Genomic DNA, 25,173 nt, shown 5'->3' on the forward strand with positions numbered 1-25,173 from the left:
ATCGGCTGCGGCGCCCACGCCGGTGCGTCCCCGGCCACGGGGTGACGGTGACCGGCCCAGGTGTCCTGACCTGCTGCGTCGGAACCGGCGCGGCCGGGTAAGGTGCGGCGTCATGCTGCGCCGTTGGCAATTTGCCGGTCTCATGCTCGTCTGCGGTGCGCTGCTGTCGGCGGTGCCCTTCACCGACCACTCCCCGGTGGTCGGCGTCGCCGTGCTGGTGGTCTTCTGCGCGCTGGCCGTACGGGTGTCGCCGCTGGTCTTCCCCCGCCCGACGAGCGCCGCCGAGGCACAGGCACGCAGTGCGGACGACGGCCGGCCGATCGTCTACTGGCGGCCGGGCTGTCGCTACTGCCTGCGGCTCCGTTCCCGGCTCGGGCGCCAGGCCCGACAGGCGTACTGGGTGGACATCTGGCGCGACCCGGCCGGCGCCGCCGCCGTACGGGCCGTGACCGGGGGTGACGAGACGGTGCCGACGGTCGCCTTCCGGGGCGAGTCGTTCGTCAATCCCGATCCCGGCTGGCTGCGGCAGCAACTGCTGCTGACGACGTCGGACGGCTGAGTACCGACGCGTACAGCGGGACGGAACTGTCCGCCGCCGGCGCGGCGGCGCCGGTCGTGGTCCAGCTCATCGGGGGAAGGTCTGGCCAACCGGCGGTCAGCGGTGAGCCACCCTACGGAGGAGCCGCCGCAAGATCATCCGTGCCAGACTTCGGCGTCGCGGGCCGGAGGTCGACCGCGACCCACCGGTCAGGTACGAGGAGACGCGGCACCATGGCGCAGAGCGGTACGACAAAAAACGGGGCCGCCAAACTCGCGATCCTCCTCGTCGGCCTCGCGGTGGCGCTGCTGCTCCTGCCCGTCGCCGGGGTCGGGTGGGGTCTCTGGGTCATCGGCACCGCCATCGCCCGCCGTGGCACCGACCGCGCGCCGGGTTCCGGCCGGGTCGCCCTCGGCGCGCTCTCCGTCGTGGCCTCGATCTGCCTGGGCGCCGCCCTGTATCCGGCGGTCTTCGCGGATCGACCACCGACCACGACGGTGCCGGCCTTCGCTCTCGCCACCACACCGCCGGCCGTCCTGCGGACAGCCCAGCCGGCACCGGTGGTGGTCGTACCCGACGTCGTGGGGCAGACCCTGCCCAGCGCCGACAACGCCATCCGTGCCGCCGAGCTGCGGTCGGAGTCAGCGGACGCGTCGCCGCTGGCCAGGAACATCTTCGCCCGGGGCAACTGGACCGTCATCGCGACGAACCCGCCCGCCGGCACCAGTGTCCCGGCGAAGCGGAGCCTCTCCCTGCTCGTGCTGAAGAACGGCGAGGCCGCCTGGTTCGCCGCCCACCCCACGATGCCCAAACTGCGGAAGGGCATGCCGGCGGATGAGCTGACCGACGACGACGGCCCCCTGGCCGGCCTGCGGGAACTCGTCCTGCTCCGCTACGCCAAGGGCAAGGCACCGGAGGACGCGCTGACCCCCGACGAGCACCCGGGCCTCCGCGACGGCTTCGAGCCGGCGGACGAGCTTGCGGCGAGGGCCGGTCTGAAGGACGCGTACTGGTTCGACTCCAAGGTCGTGGGCAGCATTCCGGCGGCGGGGCAGGAGGTACGCCCCGGGCGGTTTGTCGTCGTGACGGTGGAGCGGGGGAAGCAGCCGGATCCCCCGACCGGCTCCGACGGCGGTTCGGTGCCGATTCCGCGGCTGCCCGACAACGATGACGATGACGACGTCAACATTCCCGGCTGGCTCTGCCCCACCCGCTTCTGCTGACCGGCCGACGGTCCGATGCGGTCGGCCACCGGCGTAAGGACGGGCTGCCGTGCCGCAGCACCACGCCGGGGAGGCACTCCTCGTTATGCTGAGCGTCACGGACAGGTCGACCGCAGGGGGTGAGGCGATGAGTGCCGAGCCGGTGTACGAGCGGTTCCGTCCGCCGCCCGGTGGTTTCACCGCCGATGATCTCGACCGGATCCCCGATCTTCCCCCGCACACCGAGCTCATCGACGGGAGCCTCGTCTTCGTGAGCCCGCAGAAGCTCTTCCACATGAAGGTGCTCCGGTTGTTGGAGCAGACGCTGGCCCTCGCCGCGCCGACGGACCGGTTCCGGGTCCGGCGGGAGATGTCGGTGGTGCTCGGGCCGCAGCAGCGCCCCGAGCCGGACCTGATCGTGGTCGACGCCAACGCCGACGTCGACAACGACCAGACTTGGTATCCGGCGGACGCGGTGGTGCTCGCGGTGGAGGTGGTCTCGCCCGACTCCGTCCTGCGCGACCGGGAACGCAAGCCGCAGATCTACGCCCAGGCCGGCATCCCGCACTTCTGGCGGATCGAGGACAGCTCCGGGCAACCCACCGTCTATGTCCACGCCCTGAGGGCGGCGTCCCGCGCCTACCGACCGACCGGCATCTTCCACGGCCGCCTGAAGCTTTCCGAGCCCTTCGAGCTGGACGTCGACCTCACCGAGATCGACCGGCTATGACCCCGGGCGGCCGGGTCGGACGTCAGCCGCCCGGGGTCAGGCCGAGGGCGCCGATCGCGGCGGGCAGGGTGGCGGCGGTGACGAGCGGGCGTACGCCGTCGGGTTCACGGAGCACGATCTCGCAGGTGGTGGTGTCGGCTTCCCGCAGGCTGGTGTGCCATGACCGGCCGTCGCGCCAGATCGCCTGGGCGCCGGCGGTCGGTTCGCCGCTGCGCACGCCGACGCAGTCGGCGAGGATCCGGCGTTCGAGCTGGTCGAGGTCGACCATGGTGGGGCCGGCCGGCGGCAGGTCGGGGCAGTTCAACCGGTATGCCGGCACGGTGCGTCCGGATTCCTCCAGCCCGTAGATGGCGTCAAGCTCGCTGATGCTGGTGATCGCGGTCGTCAGGTTGTCGGCGTGGCCGCGCGGGTCGGTCGGGACTCCCCCGCCGGGCAGCTCGTAGCCCAGGTGCCAGCTGAGGGTGCCGCCATGTTGGCGGCGGGCCTCGACCACCAGGTCGAGGCAGAGCAGGTCGGCGAGGCGGCAGCGTCGGGCCAGCTCGCCCGCCGGGTCGTCGGGTGATCGGCTCGCGGTCCGGCCGAGGTAGAGCAGCCAGGCGTCGTTCGAGTGTGCGGCGATCGCCTCCGCTTCGAGCAGTTTCCGGTCGGTCGGGCAGAGGTCCGGCCGCCAGCGTGGCGGCAGCAGGATCAGCGGCCCGTCCGGCGGGCCGGGCTGGCGTACGTCGGTCCAGGAGCCGGCGCCGACGTCGGCGGCCGGCTCGCGCAGCAGCGGGGCGAGCGGCAGATACCAGCTCGTGGTGTCGTGTGGCCAGCGCGCCGGTTCCACCACCCCGGGTACGACGTTGACCGAGGCGAGGGTGCCGGTGTCGAGGTTGGCCATGGTGAGGACAAGCTGGGCGCGGCGGCGGCCGGTCTGCCGGCAGACGTGGCACGGCCGCCCGACGGTGCCGACCCCGTCACATTCGAGGCAGTTGTGGTAGGGCTCCCCCGGTGTCCGGTCCTCCTCGCTGACCAGCAGTTTGTCTCCGTAGTAGGTGCAGCGGCACGGGACGAGGCAGAAACTCATGCCGTCGCACTCGCGGCAGAGCAGCACCGGCGGCCCGGCCGGCACGGTCCCGGTCACCGCGCCGACTCCACCTGGTCTGCCGGATCGGTCCCGTCCGCCTCCGGTTCGTCGGGGGTCGGGACCGCCGCGCACGGGGTCTCGTGTTCGGCGCGCAGCGCGCACCGCCGGCCGCCGCCGAGCAGCCGGTCACAGAAGAGCCGGGACTGCACCCCCTGGTTGTCCTCGGCCGAGACGGTCGCCTCGGCGACGTCGACCTGCGGCAACCGGGCGAGGCTGCGGGCCGCCGTCCGGGCGAGCATCCGGGCGACCGTCGGGTCCGGCGCGGCGAAGGGCACGTGTACGACGTACCGCTCGGACATCAGCGCCCCGCCAGTTCACGGGCGGTCGGCGCCTGCCGGGACTGCCACTGCCGCAACGCGTTCTTGATCCGGGCGTTCTGCTCCCGGCCTCGGCTATAGCCTTATGGCCACAAGGACACAGGGCTATATCTGTCAGCGAGGCTGCGTCCATGTCGATCGATCGGCGCTCCCACACGCCCATATACCGCCAACTCGCGAACCTCATCCGCGAGGGCATCCACTCCGGGCAGTACGAAGCGGGAGCGCCGCTACCGAGCGAGGTCACCCTCTCGAAGGAGTACGGCGTAGGCAGGGACGCAGTCCGCCAGGCACTCGCCGTGCTCCGCGGGGAAGGACTCGTAAGCACCGAACGGGGAGAACGATCGCGGGTGCGGCTACCACCTGAGCGTGTCTCGATCGAGCTTCCACCGGGCGGCAGGGCAGTCGCGCGCATGCCAGCCGACCCGGAGCGCGTCGAACGCAACCTGGACGAAGGCGTACCCGTTTTCGAGGTCTTCCGCCCCGACGGCACCACCGAGATCCACCCGGTTGACAAAACGGAGCTGACCCGACCGGCTTGAGCTGGAGCATTACCAGTAATACAGCGCGGTCTTCGATCCAGCGGCTGACCGCAAGGGCGGCGATGGTCAGATCCACGCCTCGATCGAGGGAGCGCCGATGGCTATACCGCTGCACCAACAGGTCGCCAACGACATCGCTGAGCAGATCCGGAGCGGGGTGCTCAAGCCAGGTGACCGGCTGCCCACTACTCGCCAGCTCATGGAGCGCTACGAGGTGAGTGAGACTGTAATCTGGTTCGTCATGATCCAACTCAAAACCGAACGGCTTGGCTACGGTCAGCAGGGCCGAGGCGTCTACGTGGGCCAGGAACCCAGATCGAGCTGGCGCCGCGTGTCGCAACCCCGGTCGCACCGCTCGGCCGGCTCTCAAGATCTCAAGCCGTGAACAGAAACCGTCGCAGTCACGACGGTTTCTGTTCAAGATCCGAGATCTTGAAACGGTGACACTCCCCCCTGCTCGGCCTGCTTCAGCCCGGTCTTCGATGATCAAACGGGACGGCGAGCCTTGTCCGTCTCGGATAGTGTCCAGGCAGCCACGCATTGGCGATGTGCCCCAGCGGGTCATCACAGGTCAGATCCTCACTCAGCGACCGAGTCGTACTCCTCCCGCGCCTCCGCCAGCCGTTCCCTTGTCGGCACGCCAGCGGCGGCGGTACCTCCGGCGTCGGTCTCTCCAACCGCTGCCTGAACGAGTCGAGCTCCCCGGATCTTCGACGCTCAGAATGTGCTGAACGGCGGCAGGGGTCAGTGGTGGCCGTTGCGGATGAGTTGACGGGCGCGGGAACGGGCGGCGTCGGCCGGGGTCGAGCCGGCGGCCCGGGCGGTACGCAGGATGCCGGTGAGGGTGTCGGCGATGCCCCGGACCCGGGCGGTGGCCTGGGCGGAGGTCTCGTGGTGCAGTTCGACGGCGGTGGCGTGGATGATGCCGCCGGCGCTCACCACGACGTCCGGTGCCCAGAGGATGCCCCGCTGGTGCAGCAGTTCGGCGGTGGCCGGCGTGTCGAGTTGGTTGTTGGCCGGTCCGGCGATCGCGGCACAGCGCAGGGTCGGCACCGTGTCCGGGGTGAACAGGCCGCCGAGCGCGGCCGGGACGAGCACGTCCACCTCGGCGGTCAGGCACTCTTCCGGGTTCGCCCAGGTGGCACCGGCGGCCTCGGCGACCGTACGACGGCTGCCGTCGACGTCGCTCGCGGTAAGCGTCGCGCCGGCCTCGGCGAGCATCCGCAGCAGGTGGCCGCCGACCCGGCCGAGACCGAGTACGCCGAAACTGCGTGCGGAAAGGTCGGCCGAACCGAACCGCTCGGCACACAGGGCGTGCAGTGCGGCGACGACGCCGACGGCGGTGTGCGCCGACGAGTCACCGCTGCCACCGGCGCCGACCGGTCGGCAGAACACGTACGGCGTCCGCTCGGCGATCGTGACCATGTCGTCCGGGCCGGTGCCGACGTCGGGGCCGGTCGCGTAGCTGCCGTCCAGGCCGGCGATCACGTCGCCCACGTCGTGCAGCACGGCCCGACGTGCGTCCGGATCGAGCGCCCGCCCCGGAGGCAGCGCGACGACGGTCTTGCCACCGCCGTTCGGCAGCCCGGCCAGCGCGCACTTCTCCGACATCGCGGCCGAGAGTCGTAGCGCGTCCGCCAGGCCGTCCCGCCAGTCCGGGTAGTGCGCCAGCCGGCATCCGCCGATGGCCTGGCCGAGTGCGGTGGAGTGCACCGCGACGACGATCGGCAGACCCGACCGTACGCCCCGCCTGACGACGACGTGTTCGGGCACGGTCTCGGTGCTGACATCGGTCATGACCATGGTCGTTCCTCCCCCTCTGTTCGCCGAACCGGGCTGACAGTAGGCACCCAACCGGCCCCGAGCAGCCCACCGCGAACATCGTTCGGAGAAACTGGCAACATCTCGGCCGTGGACGAACTTGATTCGGCGATAGTGCGGCATCTGCAGACGGATGCGCGGCAGACCAACCGCGAACTGGCCCGCGCGGTCGGCATCGCGCCGTCGACCTGCCTGGAGCGCGTACGCGCACTACGGGAGCGGGGCGTTATCGCCGGATACCACGCCGAGGTCGACCTGACCGCCCTCAACCGTGGGGTCCAGGCCCTGCTGCACGTCCAGGTCCGGCCGCTGAGCCGCACCGTCATCGACAACTTCAAGACGTACGCGATGGGGCTGCCCGAGGTGCTGTCGGTTTTTGTCGTGGCGGGCGGCGACGACTTCCTCGTCCACGTCGCCGTGCCCAGCGTGGACAGCCTGCACGCCTTCCTGATGGACAAGTTCAGTGGGCGCCGCGAGATCGTCGGGTTCCGCAGCTCGGTGATCTACCAACATGCCCGGAAACAGGTCATCGAACCACTCGACCTGTGAACGGGCGCGATCCGAGCAGCCCGGATCCCCCGTACCCCGGCGGAAGGAACACGATCGACGACGCCGGCAAGGTGGCACGGCCCGACACGGACACGGTGCCGGCCGCCGCGCAGTCGCCTTGACGAAGGCGCTGCGCGGCGGCCGGGCCAGCTACAGGGCGACCTGCCGACGCATGCCCCTCCGGCTGATCATCAGCGTGACCGCGAGCATGGCGACCATCGCCGCGAGGAGGACACCCTGGTCGCCGAGCCACCAGGCGGCGTCCCGCTGACGGCGCACCAACTCGTAGGCAAGAGTGGTGAGGATCGGCACCAGCAGAAGCACACTGGCCACGATCGACACCCGTACGTCAAGTGCCGCGCCCACGACGACTGCCACGAGCCAGGCGGCCACGATGACCGTCTGCCCGAACCCGCCGGCCCAGCCGTTGAGCGGGTTGGGGGTCATGACCGCGACCACCACGGCCGCGCCGACCAGCCAGGTCCAGGGCCGGGCGACCCGGGGCTGCCCCGTGGCGAGCAGCGGCAGCATCGCCAGTACGGCCAACACAGCTGCCCAGGTCGAAGCGTCCAGGGCCCGGTGGACGACCACTTGGAGCACGGTCCCGCTCACCTCGGTCCCCGTCCACTGCTCCACGTACAACCGGTTGTGCACCACGGCCTGCGAGAGGTCGATGACGAGCGCGCCGATGGTCGCGGCGAACGCGAGACGGTAGCGGGCCCACGCCGCGGCGGCCAGTGCGAGCAGCCACATCACCGGCGTGACCAGGCTTCCGGCGACAATCGCGGTGGCGGCGGTGCCGGGCAGCAGCAGCCACAGGCGCCACATGACGGGCGTGGCGGTGAGGGCGATGCCGCAGACGAGCAGGGACAGTACGGTCAACCGCAGCGTCGAGTGCCGCAAGGCGGCCCGGGAGCGGAGCCGGTCCACGCCGGCGCGGGCCCGCAGCCCGCCCACCAGGAGCGCCAGGGACTCCCGGAGGTTCGGGTGCCGCCGGTCCGTCTCACCTGCGGCCAGCAGCGTTTCCAGCATCTCGTCGGCCCGGTACTGCCGGTAGGCCCGGGGGTACGCGCGCAGCAGCCACCGGTAGCGGCGCTCCAGGCCGGTCACGCCAGCACCGTCCGCGCCGTCGCCGCCTTCGGCGCCACGGACCGGGTCTGGACGACCCGGGCTGCGGTCGCCATCCGCGCCGCCTCCGCCTGCAGCGCGGCCAGGCCGTGTCCGGTCAACTCGTACGTACGGCGGGCGCGGCCGTTGACCACCGTCTCCTCGGCCACCCGCACCATCTCCTCGCCGGTGAGCCGGTCCAAGGCGGCGTACAGGGTGCCGGTGGTCAGCCGTACCCGCCCGTCGGACAGCTCCTGCGCCCGCTTGACGATCGCGTAGCCGTGCAACGCCCCGTCCTGCAGGGCGGCCAGGATGAAGTACGTGGGTTCGCGCATCGCCGGTACCGGTTTAGTCATGTCATCTACATAAGCAGATGATCGACCTATGCGTCAATCGGTTCGCTTCCCGGCCAGCCGTCAGCGTCCGGCGGCCCCGGTAGGGCCGCCGGGCGCACCAGTCAGTGGGCGTTGCCCGCCGTGATCAGGCGCGCCTCACCCGCCGGCAGGGCCGGACAGACCGGAGCCCCCTTGTACGTCGCACCGTCCGGAGTGATCAGCCATGCCGGCAGGTTGTCGGTGCTGCCGATCAGATAGGTGCCGAGGTCGTTGTAGGCAAACCGGACGTGGTACGACGCGCACTCGTCCGCAGCCTCGTTGAGCTCCTCGCGGTAGTGGACCATGGACGGCGAGGAGCGGAGGAACCCGTTGGCGCCGAACACGTTCTGCTCGAACGTGTTGAAGTTGCTGCCGTCGCGCACCTTGATCGGCTCGCTGCTCACCCCGGTCACCTGGTTGCTCACGAACCGGTTGCGGTTGCTCTTGTGGGTCACGTAGATGGCGTGGATGTAGCTGTTCTCGGAGTTCCGCAGGTCCACGAAGTGGTTGTTCTCGATGCGGTTGTCGGACGACTCGGTGAGCACGATCCCGCCGTAGCCGCACCGCAGGAAGTCGGGGTTGTCGCACGAACCGCCGGTGTAGGCGTTGCCGATCTTCGTGAAGAGCATCCCGAAGACGGTGTTGCCGTCCAGTCCCCGGGCCGAGGGCAGGCCCGGCGCCGACGTGCGCTGGTAGCCCCCGCCGCACGACCCCGCCGAGCCGTCCAGCGAGATGGCCGAGGCGGCGTAGTACTCCACCTGCAGGTAGTAGAACCGCAACCCGGACGTCCCGCCCTCCGTGAGAGGCTGGCCGGGATTACCGGGACAGGCATAGAACCACGGCCCGTCGATGTACCGGCCCGACCCGCTGGCCCGCCGGTTCTGGAAGACCGGCCGCGCCGCGATCCCGCCGATGCCCTCGCCGTACTCGTAGTCGTCCGGCATGAACGAGATCGTGTGGCCCGGACGGTAGGTCTGCCAGACGATGCCCTGGGCCACGTACGTGCCGGCGTGGATGCGTACCTCGACATCCATGTCGAGCGGGCCGGCGGCGACGAGCTGCTGCACCCGTACCAGACTCTGGACCGCGGTGGCCGGCGTCGCGCCGTCCCGGGCGTCGTCGCCGGCCGCGTTCAGATAAATGGTCTGGACGCCCTCGGCAGAGCTGGCCTGGACGTCCTCGGCCGAGCTGGCCTGGACGTTCTCCGCAGCGGCGGGCGACGTGCCCACCACCACCGCGGACAGCCCGAGAACCATCACCGCAAACAGATGTCTGAGACTTCTCACCGACGCTCCCTCCCCGTACGCGGACCCGTCGACCGTCCGGGCGGACCGACGGAGATCGATCTCCGCCCGGTCATGATGTCATGCGCGCCCTGGGGGTATGCGCCCACGACACCTGACGACCACCAAAGTCTGTGATCGTTTTCGTGATCGACAGCGCAGACGCACCCACCTACGATCCTCCGGTGTCGATCAGCCACCAGGAATTCGAGCTTGTCCGCCAGAAGTCCGCGTACCGGGCGGCGATCTGGATTGCCCGCGCTCTGTTGCTGTTGGCGGCGCCCCTGCTGATACTGCAACTCACCGGTGCTCTCGACGCGGTGCCGGCAGCGGTCGTCGCAGCCCTCTGGGCCGTGTGCTGTGCTCTGGTCATCGCGGAATGGGTTCTCTTCCACCGGGCGGGTGTCCCACTTCTCGCTGACGGTCTCCCGGGTGGCGAAGGCGTGCCGCTGAGAAGAACCCTCTACCTGGATACTCTCGGCCTCAACCGGACCCCGAGGCCGCGCCCCTGACCCGTAGCGTGCGGACCTGACGCGAGCGCAGCACTGATCCGATCGGTCGGAGATGCCGCACGGACCGTCCGACGCGGCAGCGGCCGCCTCCCTGTCGAGATCTGTGGACCGTTGTGGCGACGGCACTGACATCTGTGGACAAACTGTGGTGGTGGCGGGGCTGCGGTTCGGCGGCCGAGACAACACAATGCGTACATGACCAATCACGACAAGTCCGTACCTGATCACCTGCTGATCAAAATCGAGCAGCGGGACGACCCCGTATCGATGATCTCCGAGGACGACGCCCGACGTCGCTCGCTCGCCTACCCCAAGACCATGTGGGGCGCCCCGATCTTCGGCCTGGCCGAGGAGTTGGCCGACGGCCGGTGGCGCATCATCCGACTCGACGGCGAAGAGCCGCAGTACGCCCGGGACAGTCTCGCCCACCACCTCCGCACCCGGCACAGCGAGACACCGGACACCCCCGAGAACGCCACCGAGCGGGCCGAGTGCGAGGCCGCCTACGAACTGCTCGACTGGGAACCCGTCAACGACGTCACCGTCCACGGCTGTCGATACCGGATCATCCGCGCCCAGCCGTTCATCCGGATGGGGCCGGACGGACCCGAGCCGCCCCGGCCCACCGACCCCGACCCGTATCCGCCCGGTCAGACGGAGAAGGCCCCGTCGCAGCTGGACGGATTCATCATCGACCCGACCGCCAGCACCGGACTCACCGACGGCATCGTCCGGATCGAGATGACCTCCGCGGCGCACCGGGCACGAACCGTGCCCGCGCAGGTACGCAAGGACTCCTACCGGGCCATGGACACCCACCCCAACGTGGTGCTGCTCCCCGTCGGCTTCACCATCGGCGGGTACGTCGACGGCAGTTGGCGACCCAAGTCGTTCGACACGTACCCGACCCCGCAAGCCGCCCGGGACGCCGGCTCCTTCTCCATCGGGCACATCCCGCTGGACGACAACACGCCGATGGAGGAGTTCATGACGGCGTACCAGCGCGCCAAGGCGGCGCACAAACCGCCGACAACCGACGAGTTCGAGATGCACGGCGTGCGGTGCCGGGTCACCCGGGTCGAAACCTTCGTCCGGGTCGGCCCCGACGGACCGGAAGGACCCCGCCCCTCCGACCACGACTCCCAGCCACCGCCGGCCCGACACGTCGCCGACCTGCGCGCCCAGGGCCTGATGCCCGACCCCGACTGACCCGACGACGGGCGGGTGCGGGTACGCCGTCAGCCGTACCCCACCCGGCCGCCATCAGTTACTGTCCGCCGGTGCAGGCCGACGTCCTAACCGCAGTGGATCGGTCCCCACCGCTCCTCGGACAGGTTGCGGTACACCACGTACACGAGGATGCAGTGACCGGCGGTCCCGGTGATCTGCGCCGGGCCGGCGTAGTACTGGAAGTTGCCGTAGTCACGGTCGAAGACCAGCGGCTCACACGGGTAGCCCGGGTTGCCGGTGGCACAGCGACCGACGAAGACCTCCATGTGCTCGGACCGGTCGCGGTTGAGGTTCTTCTGCGCCCAGACGCAGTTCGTCCCGCCGTTCGCGCTGGAGTAGGAGACGAAGACCGAGATCGCCCCGCCGTAGGCGTCCCGGTGCGGCGACAGCTCCGTACCGGAGCAGGTCGCCCGGGGGCTCAGCTTGACGTGCGCGGACGCCGGCGATCCGGTCGCCAGCAGGGACGCCGCCACCACCAGCACCGTCGCCAGGAACGCGCCGACCAGGGCCCGCTTCCGTGACCAGTACGTCGTCGGAGCCATGAGATTCCTTCCCATCGGGAGCAGTTTGCCCACAACGTACCTGTCCCGCACTCCGTACGCCGATTCGACCGATGTCGGCGCTCCTACGGTGCGGGGGCGACGGACGGCACTCAGCGGATGGCGCCGAGCACCAGCCAGCGTCCGGAGCGCATCCGCAGCAGCAGGCCGACCAGCCGGATCACGATGAACAGGGTCAGCCCGGCCCAGATCCCACCGAGCCCGAGGGCGAGCAGGTAACTGAGCCAGATCGCCGGTAGGAACCCGCCGAGGGCGGCGACGATGGTGAGATCCCGCATGTAACGGACGTCACCGGCGCCGATCAGCACCCCGTCGAGCGCGAACACCACCCCGGCGAGCGGCTGCATGAGGACAAACCAGGGCCAGGCCCGCAGTGCCTGGTCGTGCACCTGCGGGTCGGCGCTGAACCAGGACGGGATGATGGTGGCACCGGCACCGACCAGCACGGCGAAGCCGACCCCGCAGATTCCGCCGACCACCGCGACCCGGCGGGCCAGCAGCCGGGCGGTCCCCGCGTCACCGGCCCCGAGCGCCGCCCCGACCAGCGACTGGGCGGCGATGGCCAGCGCGTCGAGCAGTAGCGCGGTGAAGAACCACAGTTGCAGGGCGATCTGGTGGGCGCCGACCGCAGCCACCCCGAACCGGGCCGCCACGCTGGTCGCCGACAGGAAGCTGACCTGGAACGCGGCACCCCGGATCAACAGGTCCCGGCCGAGGGCAAGCTGCTGTCCGATCACCCGGAACCGTGGGGCCAGCGGCACCCGCTCGGCGACCAGGGCACCGGCGAAGAGCAGTCCGCAGAGCACCTGCGCGGTCGCGTTCGCGATCGCCGAGCCGACCAGACCCAGCCCGGCCGGATAGACCAGTACCGGGCAGAGGACCGCGGAGAGCAGGTTGGGTCCGAGCACGAACCAGAGCGGACGTCGGGTGTCCTGCACCCCGCGCATCCAGCCGTTGCCGGCGGCGGCAAGCAGCAGCCCGGGGGCGCCGATCGCCGCGATCCGCAGCCAGAGTGTCGCGCCGTCGACCACCTCGGCGGATTCGCCTCCGGCGAGGGTACGCGCCAACGGGCCGGCCGCGAACTGCAGGACGATCGCCATCAGCAGTCCGGTGCCGAGGGCGAGCCAGGACGACTGCACGCCCTCGGCGATCGCGGCGGCCCGGTCGCCGTACCCGAAGCGGCGGGCCGCCCGCCCGGTGGTGCCGTACGCCGTCACGGTGCCGATCCAGGCGACCAAGGTCATCACCGGCCCGCCGACCGCGAGTGCGGCCAGCGGCACCGCGCCGAGGTGCCCGAGTACGGCGGTGTCGACCAGCACGTAGAGCGGTTCGGCGGCGAGCACCACCAGGGCGGGCAGGGCCAGCCCGGCGATCCGCCGCGCGGACGCCTCGACCGGTTTGCCGGACGACGCCTCGACGGGCTTACCGGAGACGGCTTCCGACTTGACTGTCTCACTCATCGCCGGCGATCGTGCCACGCGCTACGTAAGGACCGCAACCTCTCTCCTCACTTACATCTGTAGGCAGGGGGAACACGCGAACCGGGGCGGCGCCGTCGACCTGCTGTCGGTGGCACCGCCCCGGTCAGGGCGCAAGGAGCGCGATCGATCCGCCGGTCAGACTCCTGGTCAGACTCCGGCGACCGAGGTGATCCAACTACGGTTGGCCGCGACCGATCCGTAGTTCTGGTACGACGAACCGTTGCCCGTCGAGCAGACGCCGACCTGCTGGCCGTTGTAGAACTGCGGTCCACCGGAGTCGCCCCGCCAGGCGACACCGTTGCCGGGGCCGCTGCGGATCGCCGGGCCGCCGTACGCGTCCGTGGCGCTCAGGCTGGTCACCGTGACCGTGGCGGACTTCAGCTGGCTCGAGGCGGGGCAGTTGGTGCAGGTACGGCCCCAGCCGTAGATGGTGTTCGTCGAGCCGACCGGCGGGTTGCTGCTGGCCAGCGTCACGTACGTGGTGCTCACCGCGCTGTTGAGGTAGAGCAGCGCCAGGTCGTTGCGGGTCTGCCGGGACTGGACGTTGCGGGTGACGCCGCCGGAGGCGTAGTAGACGCTGCCGACCCGGACGGTCATCGTGCCGCCGACGCAGTGCGCCGCGGTCAGCACCCACCGGGAGGCGATGATCGAGCCGGAGCAGGCGAACGAGCCGTTCTGGAAGACGGCCGCCGCCCAGGGAGCGGACGAGACGGTGCCGCCGCCGATGATCGGCGCCGGGGCGGCCGCCGCCACCGAGGGTACGGCGAGGGCGCCGGTGAGTGCGGTGGCGATCGCCGCCAGCGCGAGACGGATGCGCAAAGGGGGGCTCCTTCCGAGGGGGTTACCCGGGGATTCCCGGGCCGGTCGGGCCGGTGCGCGACGGTGCTGGTCGCCCGTCGTCCGCACCACTGTTGCGGACCATCCACAGTGAACCTTGTTCCACCTGAACCGCGTGGCGTTTGCGCCCCGACCTCCCCCTGCGGCCACGACGGACCGCAGGGGGAGGTGGAAAAGGTTCAATGGATGCCAAACGAACGGCCGAGGCGCGGCCGTCCGTTTGACGAATCAGGCTAGGTCCTCCGTCTGCGGCACACAAGCCTTACCGAGTGACCACCCTCGATCAGAAACATCGATCAAGGAAGATGCGTAACCGAAACCGGTCAGTCGGTGCCGGCCTCCATCGCCGCGTGGTCGAGCAGCGCGTCCGCCTCGGAGACCTCACCCCGGGAGGCGATCGCCTCGGCACCGCCCTCGGACATCGTGCCGATCAGCCCGGTCGAGGCCGGCTGGGTGTCACCGAGCAGCGCCGGGTGCGGGGTGCCGCCGACCATGCCGAGCCGGGCGTACTGCTCGAGCTTGGCCCGGGAGTCGGCGATGTCGAGGTTGCGCATGGTCAGCTGACCGATCCGGTCGACCGGGCCGAACGCCGAGTCCTCGGTCCGCTCCATCGACAGCTTGTCCGGGTGGTAGCTGAACGCCGGCCCGGTGGTGTCGATGATCGAGTAGTCCTCGCCGCGCCGCAGCCGCAGGGTCACCTCACCGGTGACCGCCGAGCCGACCCAGCGCTGCAACGACTCGCGCAGCATCAGCGCCTGCGGGTCCAGCCAGCGGCCCTCGTACATCAGCCGGCCCAGCTTCCGCCCCTCGACGTGGTAGCTGGCCAGGGTGTCCTCGTTGTGGATCGCGTTGACCAGCCGCTCGTACGCGGCGTGCAGCAGCGCCATCCCCGGCGCCTCGTAGACGCCACGGCTCTTGGCCTCGATGATCCGGTTCTCGATCTGGTCGGACATGCCCAGCCCGTGCCGGCCGCCGATGGCGTTCGCCTCCAGCACCAGGTCGACGGCGGAGGCGAACTCCTTGCCGTTGATCATCACCGGTCGTCCCTGCTCGAACCGGACCGAGACGTCCTCGGTGTCGATCTCGACCGTCGGGTCCCAGAACCGTACGCCCATGATCGGCTCGACGATCTCGATGCCGGTGTCGAGGTGTTCCAGGGACTTCGCCTCGTGCGTCGCACCCCAGATGTTCGCGTCGGTCGAGTACGCCTTCTCCACGCTGTCCCGGTAGGGCAGGCCGTGGGCGAGCAGCCACTCCGACATCTCCTTGCGGCCGCCGAGTTCGGTGACGAAGTCGGCGTCCAGCCACGGCTTGTAGATCCGCAGCGAAGGGTTGGCGAGCAGCCCGTACCGGTAGAACCGCTCGATGTCGTTGCCCTTGAAGGTGGAGCCGTCGCCCCAGATCTGCACCCCGTCGTCGAGCATCGCGCGGACCAGCAGGGTGCCGGTGACGGCCCGGCCGAGCGGGGTGGTGTTGAAGTAGGTGCGGCCGCCGGACCGGATGTGGAAGGCACCGCAGGCCAGCGCCGCCAGTCCCTCCTCCACCAACGCCGCCCGGCAGTCGACCAGTCGGGCGACCTCGGCGCCGTACGCCATCGCGCGGCCGGGCACCGAGGCGATGTCCGGCTCGTCGTACTGGCCGATCTCAGCCGTGTACGTGCACGGCACGGCACCCTTGTCGCGCATCCACGCGACCGCTACCGAGGTGTCGAGGCCGCCAGAGAAGGCGATGCCGACACGTTCACCGACAGGCAGGGAGGTAAGGACCTTGGACACGGTCATAGTATATGCATACGACTGCATGATCATTCAAGACGGGTGGCCGACTCGCCGCCCTCCCTACCGGGCGAGGTTCTGGGTTACCGTCGGAACTCTCGCCCGGGCAGTCCCCAAAGGGAGGGTTTGTGACACTGGAGCAGGGGTCGGTCTTCGCTGGTTACTCCATCGAGCGGCTCATCGGGTCGGGTGCCACCACCGAGGTGTACGCCGCGCGGCATCCACGACTGCCACGCAGTGACGCACTCAAGATCCTGCCCCTGACCGGCGATGACGGATCCGGCTACCCGCAACGGTTCACGGACGCGGTCGACGCCGCCGCCCGACTGCGGCACCCGAACATCGTGGCGGTCCACGATCGCGGCGAGTTCGACGGACGACTCTGGTACGCGATGGACCTCGTCGACGGTCCGGCGCTGTCCGACCTGCTCCACAGTACGCCCGCCGGACTCCCCCCGGCACAGGTCGGCACCATCACCGCGGCGCTGGCCAACGCCCTGGACTACATCCACAGCTCCGGCCTGCTCCACCGCGACGTCACCCCCACCAACATCCTGGTCAACTCGCGGGGCCAGGTGGCGCTGACCGATGTCGGCATCTCCCGGCTGGGCTCCGCCGGGACGGACCCGGCTGGCGCCGGCGTGACCCTGGACGCTGTCCGCCACACCTCGCCCGAGCAGCTCCAGGACGGCCACCTCGACGGGCGGTCCGACCAGTACTCCCTGGCCTGTACGGTGTTCCGGCTGCTCACCGGCCACGACCCGTACGAGGGTGGCAACCCGGTGGCGGTCATCGCCGCACATCTCGGAGCGCCGGTGCCGTCCGTCCGACGGTTCCATCCGCACCTCGCCCCGGCGGTCGACGCGGTTGTCGGACGCGCGATGGCCAAGGATCCGGCCTACCGCTACCCGTCCTGCGGCGAGTTCGCCAACGCCCTCTCCGCGAGCCTCGCGATCGGCGGCGTTCCCGCCCCCGCACCAACCGCACCGCCACAACCAACCGGACCCACGCCGCCACAACCAGCGGGACCCACGCCGGTAACGGCCCACCCCGTCGCCGCCGCCCACCAGCCGGGACACCCGAACCAGGCGGGACACCCGAGCCAGCCGGGCGAACCGGGCCACCCCGGTCAACCTGCGTACCCGGGCCCGCTGACGCACCCCGGCCATCCGGGCTCCCGGGCGCGTCTCCGGCAGGTGGTCGCCGCCGCGCTGCTGGCGGCGTTCGTCGTCCTGGCGGTGACGGCGGTCTTCGTCATCAGGCTGACAACCGGCCAGAAGGACCTGACGGCCTGGGACGACAAGCTGTACCCGGAGGAGATCCCGTCGATCTTCCGGGTGTCGTTGCGCGACGAACTCCTCCGGTTGACGTCCCAGCCGCCGGCACCGGTGTGGACCGCCCGGGTTCAGGGCAGTCAGCCCACCGTCCTCGGTGGTGACTCCACCATCGTCCTGCTCCGCTCCGGGACATCCCTGGTCGGCCTCGACATGCGTACCGGCGACGAACGCTGGTCCCGCGTCGACCTGACCGGCCCTGTCACGTCATGCGCCGTACGGGAGAACCGGATCGGCTGTGTCGCGGGTGCCGGCAACGGCGCCGACTCCACGGTCGTCTTCCTGGACACCGACACCGGCGAGACCGTGCAGACCGTGAAGGCACCCAATCGGGAACTCACCTCGATGGTGGTCGCCGACGACCGTTTTGTCGCCCTGGGGACCCGGGCGGAGGAGGGCGGATTCGCCGCCGGATACACCACCGAGGGCGACCCGGTCTGGACCCGCGAGGGCCACGACGACATGTACGTCGCACCCACCGAGGGGCTGCTTGTCGACACCAGGTTCGACGCCGACGAGGTCGTCTTCGTCGACACCGCGGACGGCCGTGAGGTGCTCCGGTCCGCCCGGGTCAGCAAGGAACGCGATCTGACCTGGAACGTCTTCCGCGGTGGCATCGCCATCCAGAACCAGGACTGGACCGGCACCGACATCTACGACCTGGACGGCACCAGGAAGTCCTCCGTTGCCGGCTGGGAGCCGGCGGCCTACCAGAACCGGTACGCGCCGACCTCACCACTGCCGCTGCTCGTCCGACTCGGCGGCCCGGCTCCGCACCACCCGGCCCGGGACACGGTCGCCGCGGCGAACCCGAACACCGGCCACCTGCTGTGGCGGATCTCGGGGCCGGAGCTCTCCACCCGGATGGCGACGGTGGGCGAGTACCTCGTCATGAACGTCGCCGCCCCGGGAACCTCCGGCGACTCGGAACGGACCGATCAGAGCTTCGTCCGGGTGTACAACTGCGTCACCGGCGAACCCCTCTCCCCGCCGATCGACATGGCGGGGCGGAACGCGGTGGAGCCGTACTGGATCGAGTCGGACGGCTCCCGGCTCGTCTACAGCCAGATCACCGACAACGCACAGTCGCCGTACATCACGATCGGGTACGACATCTCGTCGGGACAGCGGGACTGGGAGCTACCGATGACAACCCGCCCCGAGTACGTCGGCGGTGGGATCGTCGCCGGCACCGGCCGCGCGGCGGTCAGCCTGTTCCGCTGAGGCCGGGCGGCCGTCCACGACGGCCGGGCTGCGACGGCGCACAACGGACGGCCGGCTCCCCGGTCACTGCGGGTCCGGGGTGCCGTGCTCCCAGACGCAGGGTGAGCCACCCGTGAGGTAGATGTCGACCGCACCGGAGTCGCGGTTCCACACCGCGACGGTGACCCGGAACCCGTCCTCGGGGTGCTCGACGCTGAGTCGCGGGTCACTGCGGTCGCTCAGGTCGTTGACGATCGTGTAGTTGTGCCGTCGCCAGTGGTCGGCCAGCATCGGCAGCGCCTGGTCCGCCGGCCAGTCCGCCGGGAAGACCACCTCGTACCGCTTCTCGTAGAAGACGCGACCGGCCGGACCGCCGTCGGTCGGGTCGTCACACGGCAGCGTGCCCGCGACGCCGAAGAGCTCCAGCCGCGCCCCGGGCGGAAGCTGCCCGTACGTCTCCTGGAGAAGCTCCTCCACCCGTTGCGCCGCCTGCTCGGCGGTGATGGTCGGTTGCATGCCCGGTTCCTCCTGACACCCCGCGACGGCGGGGCCGGCGACGACGACCGTCGCCACCAGCGCCACCCTCCGCCAGCCCCGTACGTCCGTCAACTGACCTTGCCCGTCTGACCCGTGACGATCAGGGCGATGTTCTCCCGGGCCAGGTTGGCCTCGTCCCAGTACGCCGAGTGGGTCTTTCCCTCGTTGTCCGGGTCGCCCGGATCACTGGTGAAGACCCGCCCGCCGAAGTCCTCCCGGGTCGGGTCGTTGCCGTGCGCGATGTCCCAGTCCGGCACCCGCCTGATGACGTCGTGTTCGGCCCGGGTGGCCCACACCTCGGAGGTCGGCACGCCCCTGAGGTCGCTCGCCGAGTTGGTGTCGACGCCGGGCGAGCCGACGAAGACCAGGGCGTCGGCGTTGATGCCGTTCCCCTGCTGGGCGGTGTGCCCGATCACCGTCGAACCGTAGCTGTGCCCGAGCACCACGTTGCGGGACGGCTCACCGTCGTGGGTGACCCGCAGCCCGTCCTGGAACCGGTCCAGGTGTGGGGCGCCGCCCTCGGCGGAGCCGTCGAACGGCGCGTTCCAGGCGATCGAGTCCGGCGCGTCGTAGCCGAGCCACATGATCGATGCGGTCTCCGCCGACGGGTCGGCCACCCGCGCGTCGGCGGCCATGTGGTCGTTCCGGTTGAGCTCGCCCCCGACTTTCGACAGCTCCACCCCGGTCCCCGGCACGTACGTCAGCACGTTGTCGGCGGCGTCCGGATTGCCCACCGACACGATCGCCCGTCCGTCGTCGGCCGTGGAGAGTCCGATCAGGTACGCCCGTGGCCGGTCCGGGTCCTCCAGCCGGTCGGTGATCCTGTCCAGGCCGCGCAGGTTGCGGTCGATCCGCTCCCGCTCCTCCCGGATCCGGTCGAGTTCCGTCAGCGCCGCACCGACCTTGTTCGACTCGCCCGGATACAGCTCCGCGCCCCGCCCCTGCTCGACCATCGACCGGATGTACGCCTCGCGGTTGTCGAGTTCGTCGCGTCGGGCGGTGAGCGCGTCCTGCTCCCGGTCCAGCACGATCCGGTTGGCCACGTCGCGGCTGGCCACCGGTACGCCGTCCAGCGCCCCGACCAGCTCGGGGTACTCGGCGGTCACGTACCGCCGCTGCGCCGGGGTCAACGAGTCCCACCAGCGCTTCACCTCGGCCGGGTCGGTCCCCTTGCCGGGCACCGTCGACCGGTCGACCTTCGACATCGGAGTGCCGGAGGCGGTCGCGGTGTTCTCCGCGATGGCCCGCGCGGCCCGCCCGTCCAGCTCCGCGGCCTGCCGCAGCAGCGCGTCCCGTTGCCAGACGAGTTGCGACATCGCGCGGGCGGTCCACTCGTTGGCGTGCGCCGGGTCCATCGTCATCGACCCGTCGGGGTTGATCGTGACGTGTGCCGCCCGCCCCTGTGTCACCAGGTCCTGTGCCCGGGTGCGCAGTTCCGAGACGTCGTTGGCGTGCTGCGCCAGCGTCTGCGCGATCGTCGACACCGGCGGGAACACGGTCTCCAGCTCCTTGCGCAGCCCGTCGCAGTGCTGCTGGGCAGCGCTCGCCGCCGGGCCGGACTCCCAGACGTCCGGGATCCGCCGTGCCGAGCTGGCGTAGTCGTCCGACCGGTCGTCGGCGCGGCGACCGAGCTGGTCCCAGCCCTGCGCCGCCCGGCGCCACACCTCCGGATCGGCGTTCAGCAGCATCTCGAAGGTGATTCCGCCGCTCATCGGGCGCGTACCCGACCCTGCCGCTGTCCCGCTCGGTCGTCCGAGGCCGTGTAGTTGTTCGCCGCGTCGATCAGCGACTGGCCGGACGCCTCGATCCGGCCGCCGAGACCGTTGAGGTACGACTCCCAGCCGTCCGCGGCCCGTTGGGTCGCCTCCGCGGTCGCCCAGCCGGCTCCGCCGGCCCCGGGCACCAGCCGGCCCTCCACCGACCTGACGTCGGATCTCAACTCGGTGCCGTGACCGACGATCTCACCGCCGAGTGAGCGCAGGCCGGGCACGTTCACCCTTACCGGTTGACTCATGTCGCCTCCCCGCAAGGCCCGCGACCGGGGTCATCCGGTCACGTTGGTCTCCCGGGGACGGAATATACCAACGTCGAACCCTTGGCGATCACCATCCGTACGGACGGTGCCGACACCACCGGACGACGTCGGGTTCGGTGCACCCCGGCCGGCGCGCAAGCCGGCGCGGGCGGCCGTCGTCCCGCCGCGGTGCGGTGCGGTGCGGACGGACGGACGGGTCGACGAGTCTGGATCGTGGATCCCGTCGTCGCAGGGCGACGACGCCCTGAGGCCCGTCCGTCAGCCCACCTCGACACCGGTCACTGACGGGTGTCCATGGAGATCTGGAGGGCGCGCCGGGCCTGCTCGCGGGCCTCGTCGGTGTTGTCGGGCTTGGGCTTGCTGGGCTTTGCCGCCATGGGATGGCTCCTTCCAGGGCACGTGGCGCGGCGTCTGCCGCACCCGCTGCGGCGGGGTCTGCTGTGGCGCCTCGGCAGCGGGTCCGGGATCGCCGGACGGTCGCCAGGCCAGGGCAGCGTGAGCCCGGGTCGGTTGACCCTGGAGGGCGGACGGTGTGCGTGGTCGTCGGGTGACCAGCTCGGGTGGAGCGCGCAACCCGACCCTAGGTATCGTTCAGTTCCACTACCCAAGTTATCGTTCAGGTCCACATCCTGTACACCATTCCCGCGATCCGGGACGCCAGTTGACCGTAACCGCAGTTCAGCGGACTCCCCTACAACGGCACCGGGCGGAGATCGGGTACGGCGCCCGTCGTACGCCGGGCTCCCGCCGGCCGCGGCGCCCCACCCGGCACCCACCGCCGGCCCGGGTCGGCCAGAATGTCCGGCAGCCACCACCGGGCCGAACCGCCCGGCCGGTCGAGGGAGGGAGGGAGGGAGGGACGACGTGTCGGAGGCGTGGGAGCGACTCGGACGGTTCGTCGGCGCGGTACGGGACAGTGCCCGGACCACCCGGGACCGGGCCCGCGAGCTGCGCGACGAGTTCCGGACGAGTGACGAGCCCGACACCCACCTGCACCTGCTGCGGATGGGGCTCCGTCCTCCCGAGGGGCGGCCGGACCGACGCCGCCCCCGGCTGCTGTGGAGCGTGGCACGCAGCCGGGCGGCCCGGATCGACTCCGAGCACGGCAGCACCCGGCTGGTGCGGTTCCCGTCCACCATCGTCTTCGACGACGGGTCGTGGATCCGGATCGTCAACCCGGCGCCCCGTGGCGACCAGGCCCGGTTCCTGGCCGCGGTCCGCGAGCTCCCCGGCCGTCGGCCGACGCTCTGACCCGGGTGCCACCCCGCCGGGGACGGACCGGGTTCGGCGCGCCCTTCGTCAGGCAGGCCCGGCGCCCCGGCAACCGTCATCACAACCGGGCGTCACGTCAGCGGGCGAAGAAATGCCAGCCCATCCACCACCAGAAGCCGATCACGGCGATCCGGCCGACCGGCACCGGGCCGACCTCGTACCGCATCACGTAGGCACAGACGTCGCCGAGGGTGGGAATCCGGGACCCTTCGCGCCGGGCCGTCCACTCCACCACGACAAGCAGCACCAGGGCGCCGACGAAGCCGGCGATCGCGAGTTGCCTCATCGGCGCACCAGCCCCCAGAACGCCGAGAGCCACGCGAAGTACGCCGCGGACCGGGCGAGCGAGTCCTCCAGCAGCGGGTCGGCGAGCTTGGAGAAGGTCGGGAAGTCGTCCCGAGAGCCGAGCATGAAGGTCGCCGCCTCGAAGACCCCGAAGATCAGGATCGGCAGCAGCCACCAGCGGGCGCCCGGTCCCAGCCGTGCCGGCACCGCCCGGCGGGGGATCCGGGGAGACAGACCCACCCAGGCCAGCGCCCCACCCAGCCCGATCGAGTAGAGGTTGGCCGCGGCCGAGAAGGAGGCGAACTGGCCTCCGATCAGCGAGAGGAAGACGAGGATCGGAACCGAGAAGACCGGTCGGTCCCAGGCCCGGGGCACATCGGCGGAGAGCTCCGGTTGCTGTTCCATGAGCCGATTGTCCCCGGGCCGGCGCCGAGCGGGAAGCGCGACGCCAGCCCCGCCACTACTGATCTTGCAGGTCAGTCCCGGTCCGCCCCGGATCGCCCGTACCCCGGGCCAACTCGGCCCGGATCGTGTCGACCACGTCCGGCACCGACCCGTACGCGGTGAACCCGGCCGCCAGCCGGTGACCGCCACCGCCGAGCGCGACCGCGACCCGGCTCACGTCCGTGGCGCCCTTGCTGCGCATCGAGACCGCCCACTCGGCCTCGGCGACCTGCTTCAGGACGAAGCTCACGTCGGCCTCGGCGGTGCAGCGCACCGAGTCGATCAGGGGTTCGAGCGTGTACGGGCGCTGCCCGTGCCGGGCCAGGTCCTCCAGCGTGGCGTACGTCCAGACCAGTCCCAGGCCGCCGACCGCCAGCGGTTCGAGCTGGGCACGCGCCAGCACGTCACCGTAGAGCCGGACGGCCCCGTACGGTCGGGTGTCGAAGATCCGCTGGGAGATCTCCCCGGGTCGCAGGCCGGTGGCGAGCAGCCGGGCGGCCATCTCGTGCACGGCCGGGGTGGTCATGTCGAAGCGGAACGAGCCGGTGTCGGTGGCGAGCGCGATGTAGAGGCACTCGGCGATCTCCCGGTCCAGCGGCGCGCCGAGCCGGTCGAGCAGCTGCTCCACCACCACCGAGGTGGCCGCGGCGAACGGGTCGACCAGGTTGGTCCGGCCGAACCGGGTGTTCGAGGCGTGGTGGTCGAGGACCAGCGACGTACCGGCCCGGTCGAGCCGGTCGACCAGGTCGCCGAGGCGGGAGACCGCCGCGATGTCGAAGCAGATCACCAGGTCCGGATCCGGGTACGCCTCGGTCGCCGGGACCAGCAGGTCCAGCCCGGGCATGCTCCGGAACGGTTCCGGCACCTCCGGTCGGCCCGGGAAGGTCGCCTGGAGTTGTCGTACGCCGAGTCGGCGCAGCCCGAGTCCGAAGCCGAGCATGCTGCCCAGCGCGTCCCCGTCCGGGTTGACGTGGCAGACCAGCAGGATCCGGCCGTCGCCGGCCAGCAGGCGGCCGACCGCGTCGACCGCCGCCGCCCACTCGGCCTCGGTCGGCTGCGGCGCCGTCGGGGTGGCTGCCACGTCAGCGAGCAGGGCGCCGCCGCTCACCGCCGGTCACCGGCACCGTCGGCGGGCGGCGGGGCGGCGGCGGTGCCCCGCTCGCCGTCCACGGTCTCGTCGCCCTCGTCCGTCTCGTCGTCCTCGTCGACCCGGTACGGCTGCGGCTCGCCCGCGTACTCCGCCTGGGCCGCCAGCCGCTGCACCTCCGCGTCCGCGTTGCGGGCCGCCGCCAGCAGGTCGTCGATGTGCTTGACCTGGTCCTGCACGTTGTCGAGGACAAACGCCAGGGTCGGCGAGTGGCGCAGCCCGAGGGCCTTGCCCACGGTGCTGCGCAGCAAACCCTTGGCGCTCTCCAGCGCGGCGGCGGTGGACGCCTGCTCGGCGGCGTCGCCGAGCACGGTGTAGTAGACCGTCGCCTCCCGCAGGTCGGGCGTGATCCGCGCGTCGGTGATGGTGATCATGCCGAGTCGGGGATCCTTGATCTGGGTACGCACCACCGAAGCCACCAGCTCCCGCACGCGCTCCGCGTGCCGGCGCACCTTGGCCGGGTCCGTCATCTCCGCACCTCCACGGCGTCCTGCTCCCGGGCCGGACCGGCGGCGCGCCAGGCGCCGCGGCCGGACCGGCCGACCTGGTGAACACTACCCGCGTGGCCGGGGGCCGCGTCGCCGCCGTCGGCATCCGCGACCCCCGCCGGCTTCGGCCCCGGGTACGACGGGTCAGTCATCTTCGCCGTGCAACCGCCGGCGCACGGAGAGCAACTCGACCTCCGGTCGTCCGGCGACCAGACGCTCGCAGGCGTCGAGCACCTCGCCGACGTGGTGTGCCTCGGAGGCGACCAGGGCGACCGCGATCCGGGCCCGGCCGTGCAGGTCGGCATCACCCACCTCGGCCGCCGAGACCTCGAACCGGCGCAGGGCGGCGACAATGGGACGAACATAGGACCTCTTCGCCTTCAACGAGCGTGAGTCGCCGGGCAGGAGGACGTCAAAAACGGCGGTTCCGGTGTACACGGCGGG

General features: G+C 71.0%; 28 protein-coding genes. 10 read left to right on the forward strand and 18 right to left on the reverse strand.

The window, feature by feature from the left end; genetic code table 11:
* Nucleotides 1-112 precede the first annotated feature (112 nt).
* From ABGB05_RS06080 to ABGB05_RS06090, 3 genes are all read left to right on the forward strand, one after another.
* Nucleotides 113-559 carry a glutaredoxin domain-containing protein gene (locus tag ABGB05_RS06080; protein ID WP_347652166.1) on the forward strand — a complete coding sequence of 149 codons (447 nt, stop codon included), beginning with the start codon at nucleotides 113-115 and terminating at the stop codon, nucleotides 557-559.
* A 212-nt stretch (nucleotides 560-771) separates the two neighbouring features.
* On the forward strand, nucleotides 772-1,761 hold the full coding sequence (locus ABGB05_RS06085; protein WP_347652167.1) for a PASTA domain-containing protein: 990 nt from the start codon (nucleotides 772-774) through the stop codon (nucleotides 1,759-1,761).
* Between the two features lie 127 nt (nucleotides 1,762-1,888).
* A complete protein-coding gene (locus tag ABGB05_RS06090; protein ID WP_347652168.1) occupies nucleotides 1,889-2,470 on the forward strand; it encodes a Uma2 family endonuclease in 582 nt (193 codons plus the stop codon).
* 22 nt (nucleotides 2,471-2,492) lie between these two features.
* On the opposite strand, the gene ABGB05_RS06095 is transcribed toward ABGB05_RS06090, so the two are convergent.
* Together ABGB05_RS06095 and ABGB05_RS06100 are read right to left on the reverse strand one after the other, a co-directional pair.
* Entirely contained in the window at nucleotides 2,493-3,593 is a 1,101-nt protein-coding gene (locus ABGB05_RS06095) for a hypothetical protein (protein WP_347652169.1), read from the reverse strand.
* The gene (locus tag ABGB05_RS06100; protein ID WP_347652170.1) at nucleotides 3,590-3,895 is read right to left on the reverse strand and encodes a hypothetical protein; all 306 of its coding nucleotides are present in this window, start codon (nucleotides 3,893-3,895) and stop codon (nucleotides 3,590-3,592) included. The genes ABGB05_RS06095 and ABGB05_RS06100 overlap by 4 nt, the downstream gene beginning before the upstream one ends.
* A 149-nt stretch (nucleotides 3,896-4,044) precedes the next feature.
* On the opposite strand from ABGB05_RS06100, the gene ABGB05_RS06105 reads away from it, so the two are divergent.
* Together ABGB05_RS06105 and ABGB05_RS06110 are read left to right on the forward strand one after the other, a co-directional pair.
* Nucleotides 4,045-4,455: a winged helix-turn-helix domain-containing protein gene (locus tag ABGB05_RS06105; RefSeq protein WP_347652171.1), complete on the forward strand. Its 411-nt coding sequence runs from the start codon at nucleotides 4,045-4,047 to the stop codon at nucleotides 4,453-4,455.
* Nucleotides 4,456-4,552: 97 nt separating this feature from the next.
* Entirely contained in the window at nucleotides 4,553-4,840 is a 288-nt protein-coding gene (locus tag ABGB05_RS06110) for a winged helix-turn-helix domain-containing protein (protein ID WP_347652172.1), read from the forward strand.
* A gap of 359 nt (nucleotides 4,841-5,199) precedes the next feature.
* Here ABGB05_RS06110 and ABGB05_RS06115 read toward each other — a convergent pair whose 3' ends face one another.
* Entirely contained in the window at nucleotides 5,200-6,258 is a 1,059-nt protein-coding gene (locus ABGB05_RS06115; RefSeq protein ID WP_347652173.1) for a Glu/Leu/Phe/Val dehydrogenase dimerization domain-containing protein, read from the reverse strand.
* Nucleotides 6,259-6,366: 108 nt separating this feature from the next.
* On the opposite strand from ABGB05_RS06115, the gene ABGB05_RS06120 reads away from it, so the two are divergent.
* Nucleotides 6,367-6,825, forward strand: coding sequence for an Lrp/AsnC family transcriptional regulator (locus ABGB05_RS06120; protein ID WP_347652174.1), 459 nt, complete (start codon nucleotides 6,367-6,369; stop codon nucleotides 6,823-6,825).
* 150 nt (nucleotides 6,826-6,975) lie between these two features.
* Here ABGB05_RS06120 and ABGB05_RS06125 read toward each other — a convergent pair whose 3' ends face one another.
* The 3 genes from ABGB05_RS06125 to ABGB05_RS06135 all read right to left on the reverse strand — a co-directional run bounded on the left by ABGB05_RS06125 (nucleotide 6,976) and on the right by ABGB05_RS06135 (nucleotide 9,592).
* Nucleotides 6,976-7,935 carry a hypothetical protein gene (locus tag ABGB05_RS06125; protein ID WP_347652175.1) on the reverse strand — a complete coding sequence of 320 codons (960 nt, stop codon included), beginning with the start codon at nucleotides 7,933-7,935 and terminating at the stop codon, nucleotides 6,976-6,978.
* Nucleotides 7,932-8,288, reverse strand: a complete 357-nt coding sequence (locus tag ABGB05_RS06130; RefSeq protein WP_347652176.1) for a PadR family transcriptional regulator — start codon at nucleotides 8,286-8,288, stop codon at nucleotides 7,932-7,934. Before ABGB05_RS06130 ends, ABGB05_RS06125 begins: the two co-directional genes overlap by 4 nt.
* Nucleotides 8,289-8,389: 101 nt before the next feature.
* Nucleotides 8,390-9,592 (reverse strand): right-handed parallel beta-helix repeat-containing protein, encoded by a 1,203-nt coding sequence (locus ABGB05_RS06135; RefSeq protein WP_347652177.1) that lies wholly within the window; start codon nucleotides 9,590-9,592, stop codon nucleotides 8,390-8,392.
* A gap of 143 nt (nucleotides 9,593-9,735) precedes the next feature.
* Here ABGB05_RS06135 and ABGB05_RS06140 point away from each other — a divergent pair, with 143 nt between their 5' ends.
* Together ABGB05_RS06140 and ABGB05_RS06145 are read left to right on the forward strand one after the other, a co-directional pair.
* Nucleotides 9,736-10,101 carry a hypothetical protein gene (locus tag ABGB05_RS06140; RefSeq protein WP_347652178.1) on the forward strand — a complete coding sequence of 122 codons (366 nt, stop codon included), beginning with the start codon at nucleotides 9,736-9,738 and terminating at the stop codon, nucleotides 10,099-10,101.
* A 195-nt stretch (nucleotides 10,102-10,296) separates the two neighbouring features.
* A complete protein-coding gene (locus ABGB05_RS06145) occupies nucleotides 10,297-11,310 on the forward strand; it encodes a DUF5954 family protein (protein WP_347652179.1) in 1,014 nt (337 codons plus the stop codon).
* 86 nt (nucleotides 11,311-11,396) lie between these two features.
* Here ABGB05_RS06145 and ABGB05_RS06150 read toward each other — a convergent pair whose 3' ends face one another.
* The 4 genes from ABGB05_RS06150 to argG form a co-directional block, all read right to left on the reverse strand.
* Nucleotides 11,397-11,888 carry a hypothetical protein gene (locus tag ABGB05_RS06150; RefSeq protein WP_347652180.1) on the reverse strand — a complete coding sequence of 164 codons (492 nt, stop codon included), beginning with the start codon at nucleotides 11,886-11,888 and terminating at the stop codon, nucleotides 11,397-11,399.
* Nucleotides 11,889-11,983: 95 nt separating this feature from the next.
* A complete protein-coding gene (locus ABGB05_RS06155; RefSeq protein ID WP_347652181.1) occupies nucleotides 11,984-13,351 on the reverse strand; it encodes an MATE family efflux transporter in 1,368 nt (455 codons plus the stop codon).
* A 168-nt stretch (nucleotides 13,352-13,519) separates the two neighbouring features.
* On the reverse strand, nucleotides 13,520-14,191 hold the full coding sequence (locus ABGB05_RS06160) for a trypsin-like serine protease (RefSeq protein WP_347652182.1): 672 nt from the start codon (nucleotides 14,189-14,191) through the stop codon (nucleotides 13,520-13,522).
* Nucleotides 14,192-14,532: 341 nt separating this feature from the next.
* Nucleotides 14,533-15,984 carry an argininosuccinate synthase gene (gene argG / locus ABGB05_RS06165; protein WP_347652183.1) on the reverse strand — a complete coding sequence of 484 codons (1,452 nt, stop codon included), beginning with the start codon at nucleotides 15,982-15,984 and terminating at the stop codon, nucleotides 14,533-14,535.
* Between the two features lie 128 nt (nucleotides 15,985-16,112).
* On the opposite strand from argG, the gene ABGB05_RS06170 reads away from it, so the two are divergent.
* Nucleotides 16,113-18,542, forward strand: a complete 2,430-nt coding sequence (locus ABGB05_RS06170) for a protein kinase (RefSeq protein WP_347652184.1) — start codon at nucleotides 16,113-16,115, stop codon at nucleotides 18,540-18,542.
* A gap of 63 nt (nucleotides 18,543-18,605) precedes the next feature.
* Here the strand turns inward: ABGB05_RS06170 and ABGB05_RS06175 are convergent, their stop codons facing one another.
* From ABGB05_RS06175 to ABGB05_RS06185, 3 genes are all read right to left on the reverse strand, one after another.
* Entirely contained in the window at nucleotides 18,606-19,037 is a 432-nt protein-coding gene (locus tag ABGB05_RS06175) for a hypothetical protein (RefSeq protein ID WP_347652185.1), read from the reverse strand.
* A gap of 89 nt (nucleotides 19,038-19,126) precedes the next feature.
* The gene (locus ABGB05_RS06180; RefSeq protein ID WP_347652186.1) at nucleotides 19,127-20,770 is read right to left on the reverse strand and encodes an alpha/beta hydrolase; all 1,644 of its coding nucleotides are present in this window, start codon (nucleotides 20,768-20,770) and stop codon (nucleotides 19,127-19,129) included.
* Entirely contained in the window at nucleotides 20,767-21,072 is a 306-nt protein-coding gene (locus tag ABGB05_RS06185) for a hypothetical protein (RefSeq protein ID WP_347652187.1), read from the reverse strand. Before ABGB05_RS06185 ends, ABGB05_RS06180 begins: the two co-directional genes overlap by 4 nt.
* 885 nt (nucleotides 21,073-21,957) lie before the next feature.
* On the opposite strand from ABGB05_RS06185, the gene ABGB05_RS06190 reads away from it, so the two are divergent.
* Nucleotides 21,958-22,344 (forward strand): hypothetical protein, encoded by a 387-nt coding sequence (locus ABGB05_RS06190; RefSeq protein WP_347652188.1) that lies wholly within the window; start codon nucleotides 21,958-21,960, stop codon nucleotides 22,342-22,344.
* 97 nt (nucleotides 22,345-22,441) lie between these two features.
* Here ABGB05_RS06190 and ABGB05_RS06195 read toward each other — a convergent pair whose 3' ends face one another.
* The 5 genes from ABGB05_RS06195 to ABGB05_RS06215 form a co-directional block, all read right to left on the reverse strand.
* Entirely contained in the window at nucleotides 22,442-22,651 is a 210-nt protein-coding gene (locus ABGB05_RS06195; RefSeq protein ID WP_347652189.1) for a DUF6186 family protein, read from the reverse strand.
* Nucleotides 22,648-23,055 (reverse strand): hypothetical protein, encoded by a 408-nt coding sequence (locus ABGB05_RS06200; protein ID WP_347652190.1) that lies wholly within the window; start codon nucleotides 23,053-23,055, stop codon nucleotides 22,648-22,650. The genes ABGB05_RS06195 and ABGB05_RS06200 overlap by 4 nt, the downstream gene beginning before the upstream one ends.
* A gap of 55 nt (nucleotides 23,056-23,110) precedes the next feature.
* The gene (locus ABGB05_RS06205) at nucleotides 23,111-24,175 is read right to left on the reverse strand and encodes a bifunctional oligoribonuclease/PAP phosphatase NrnA (RefSeq protein ID WP_347652250.1); all 1,065 of its coding nucleotides are present in this window, start codon (nucleotides 24,173-24,175) and stop codon (nucleotides 23,111-23,113) included.
* A gap of 23 nt (nucleotides 24,176-24,198) precedes the next feature.
* Nucleotides 24,199-24,711 carry a 30S ribosome-binding factor RbfA gene (gene rbfA, locus ABGB05_RS06210; protein WP_347652191.1) on the reverse strand — a complete coding sequence of 171 codons (513 nt, stop codon included), beginning with the start codon at nucleotides 24,709-24,711 and terminating at the stop codon, nucleotides 24,199-24,201.
* Between the two features lie 162 nt (nucleotides 24,712-24,873).
* A complete protein-coding gene (locus ABGB05_RS06215; RefSeq protein ID WP_347652192.1) occupies nucleotides 24,874-25,167 on the reverse strand; it encodes a DUF503 domain-containing protein in 294 nt (97 codons plus the stop codon).
* Between the last annotated feature and the right edge of the window lie 6 nt (nucleotides 25,168-25,173).

This window comes from Plantactinospora sp. B5E13, from assembly GCF_039871775.1.
GTDB lineage: Bacteria > Actinomycetota > Actinomycetes > Mycobacteriales > Micromonosporaceae > Plantactinospora.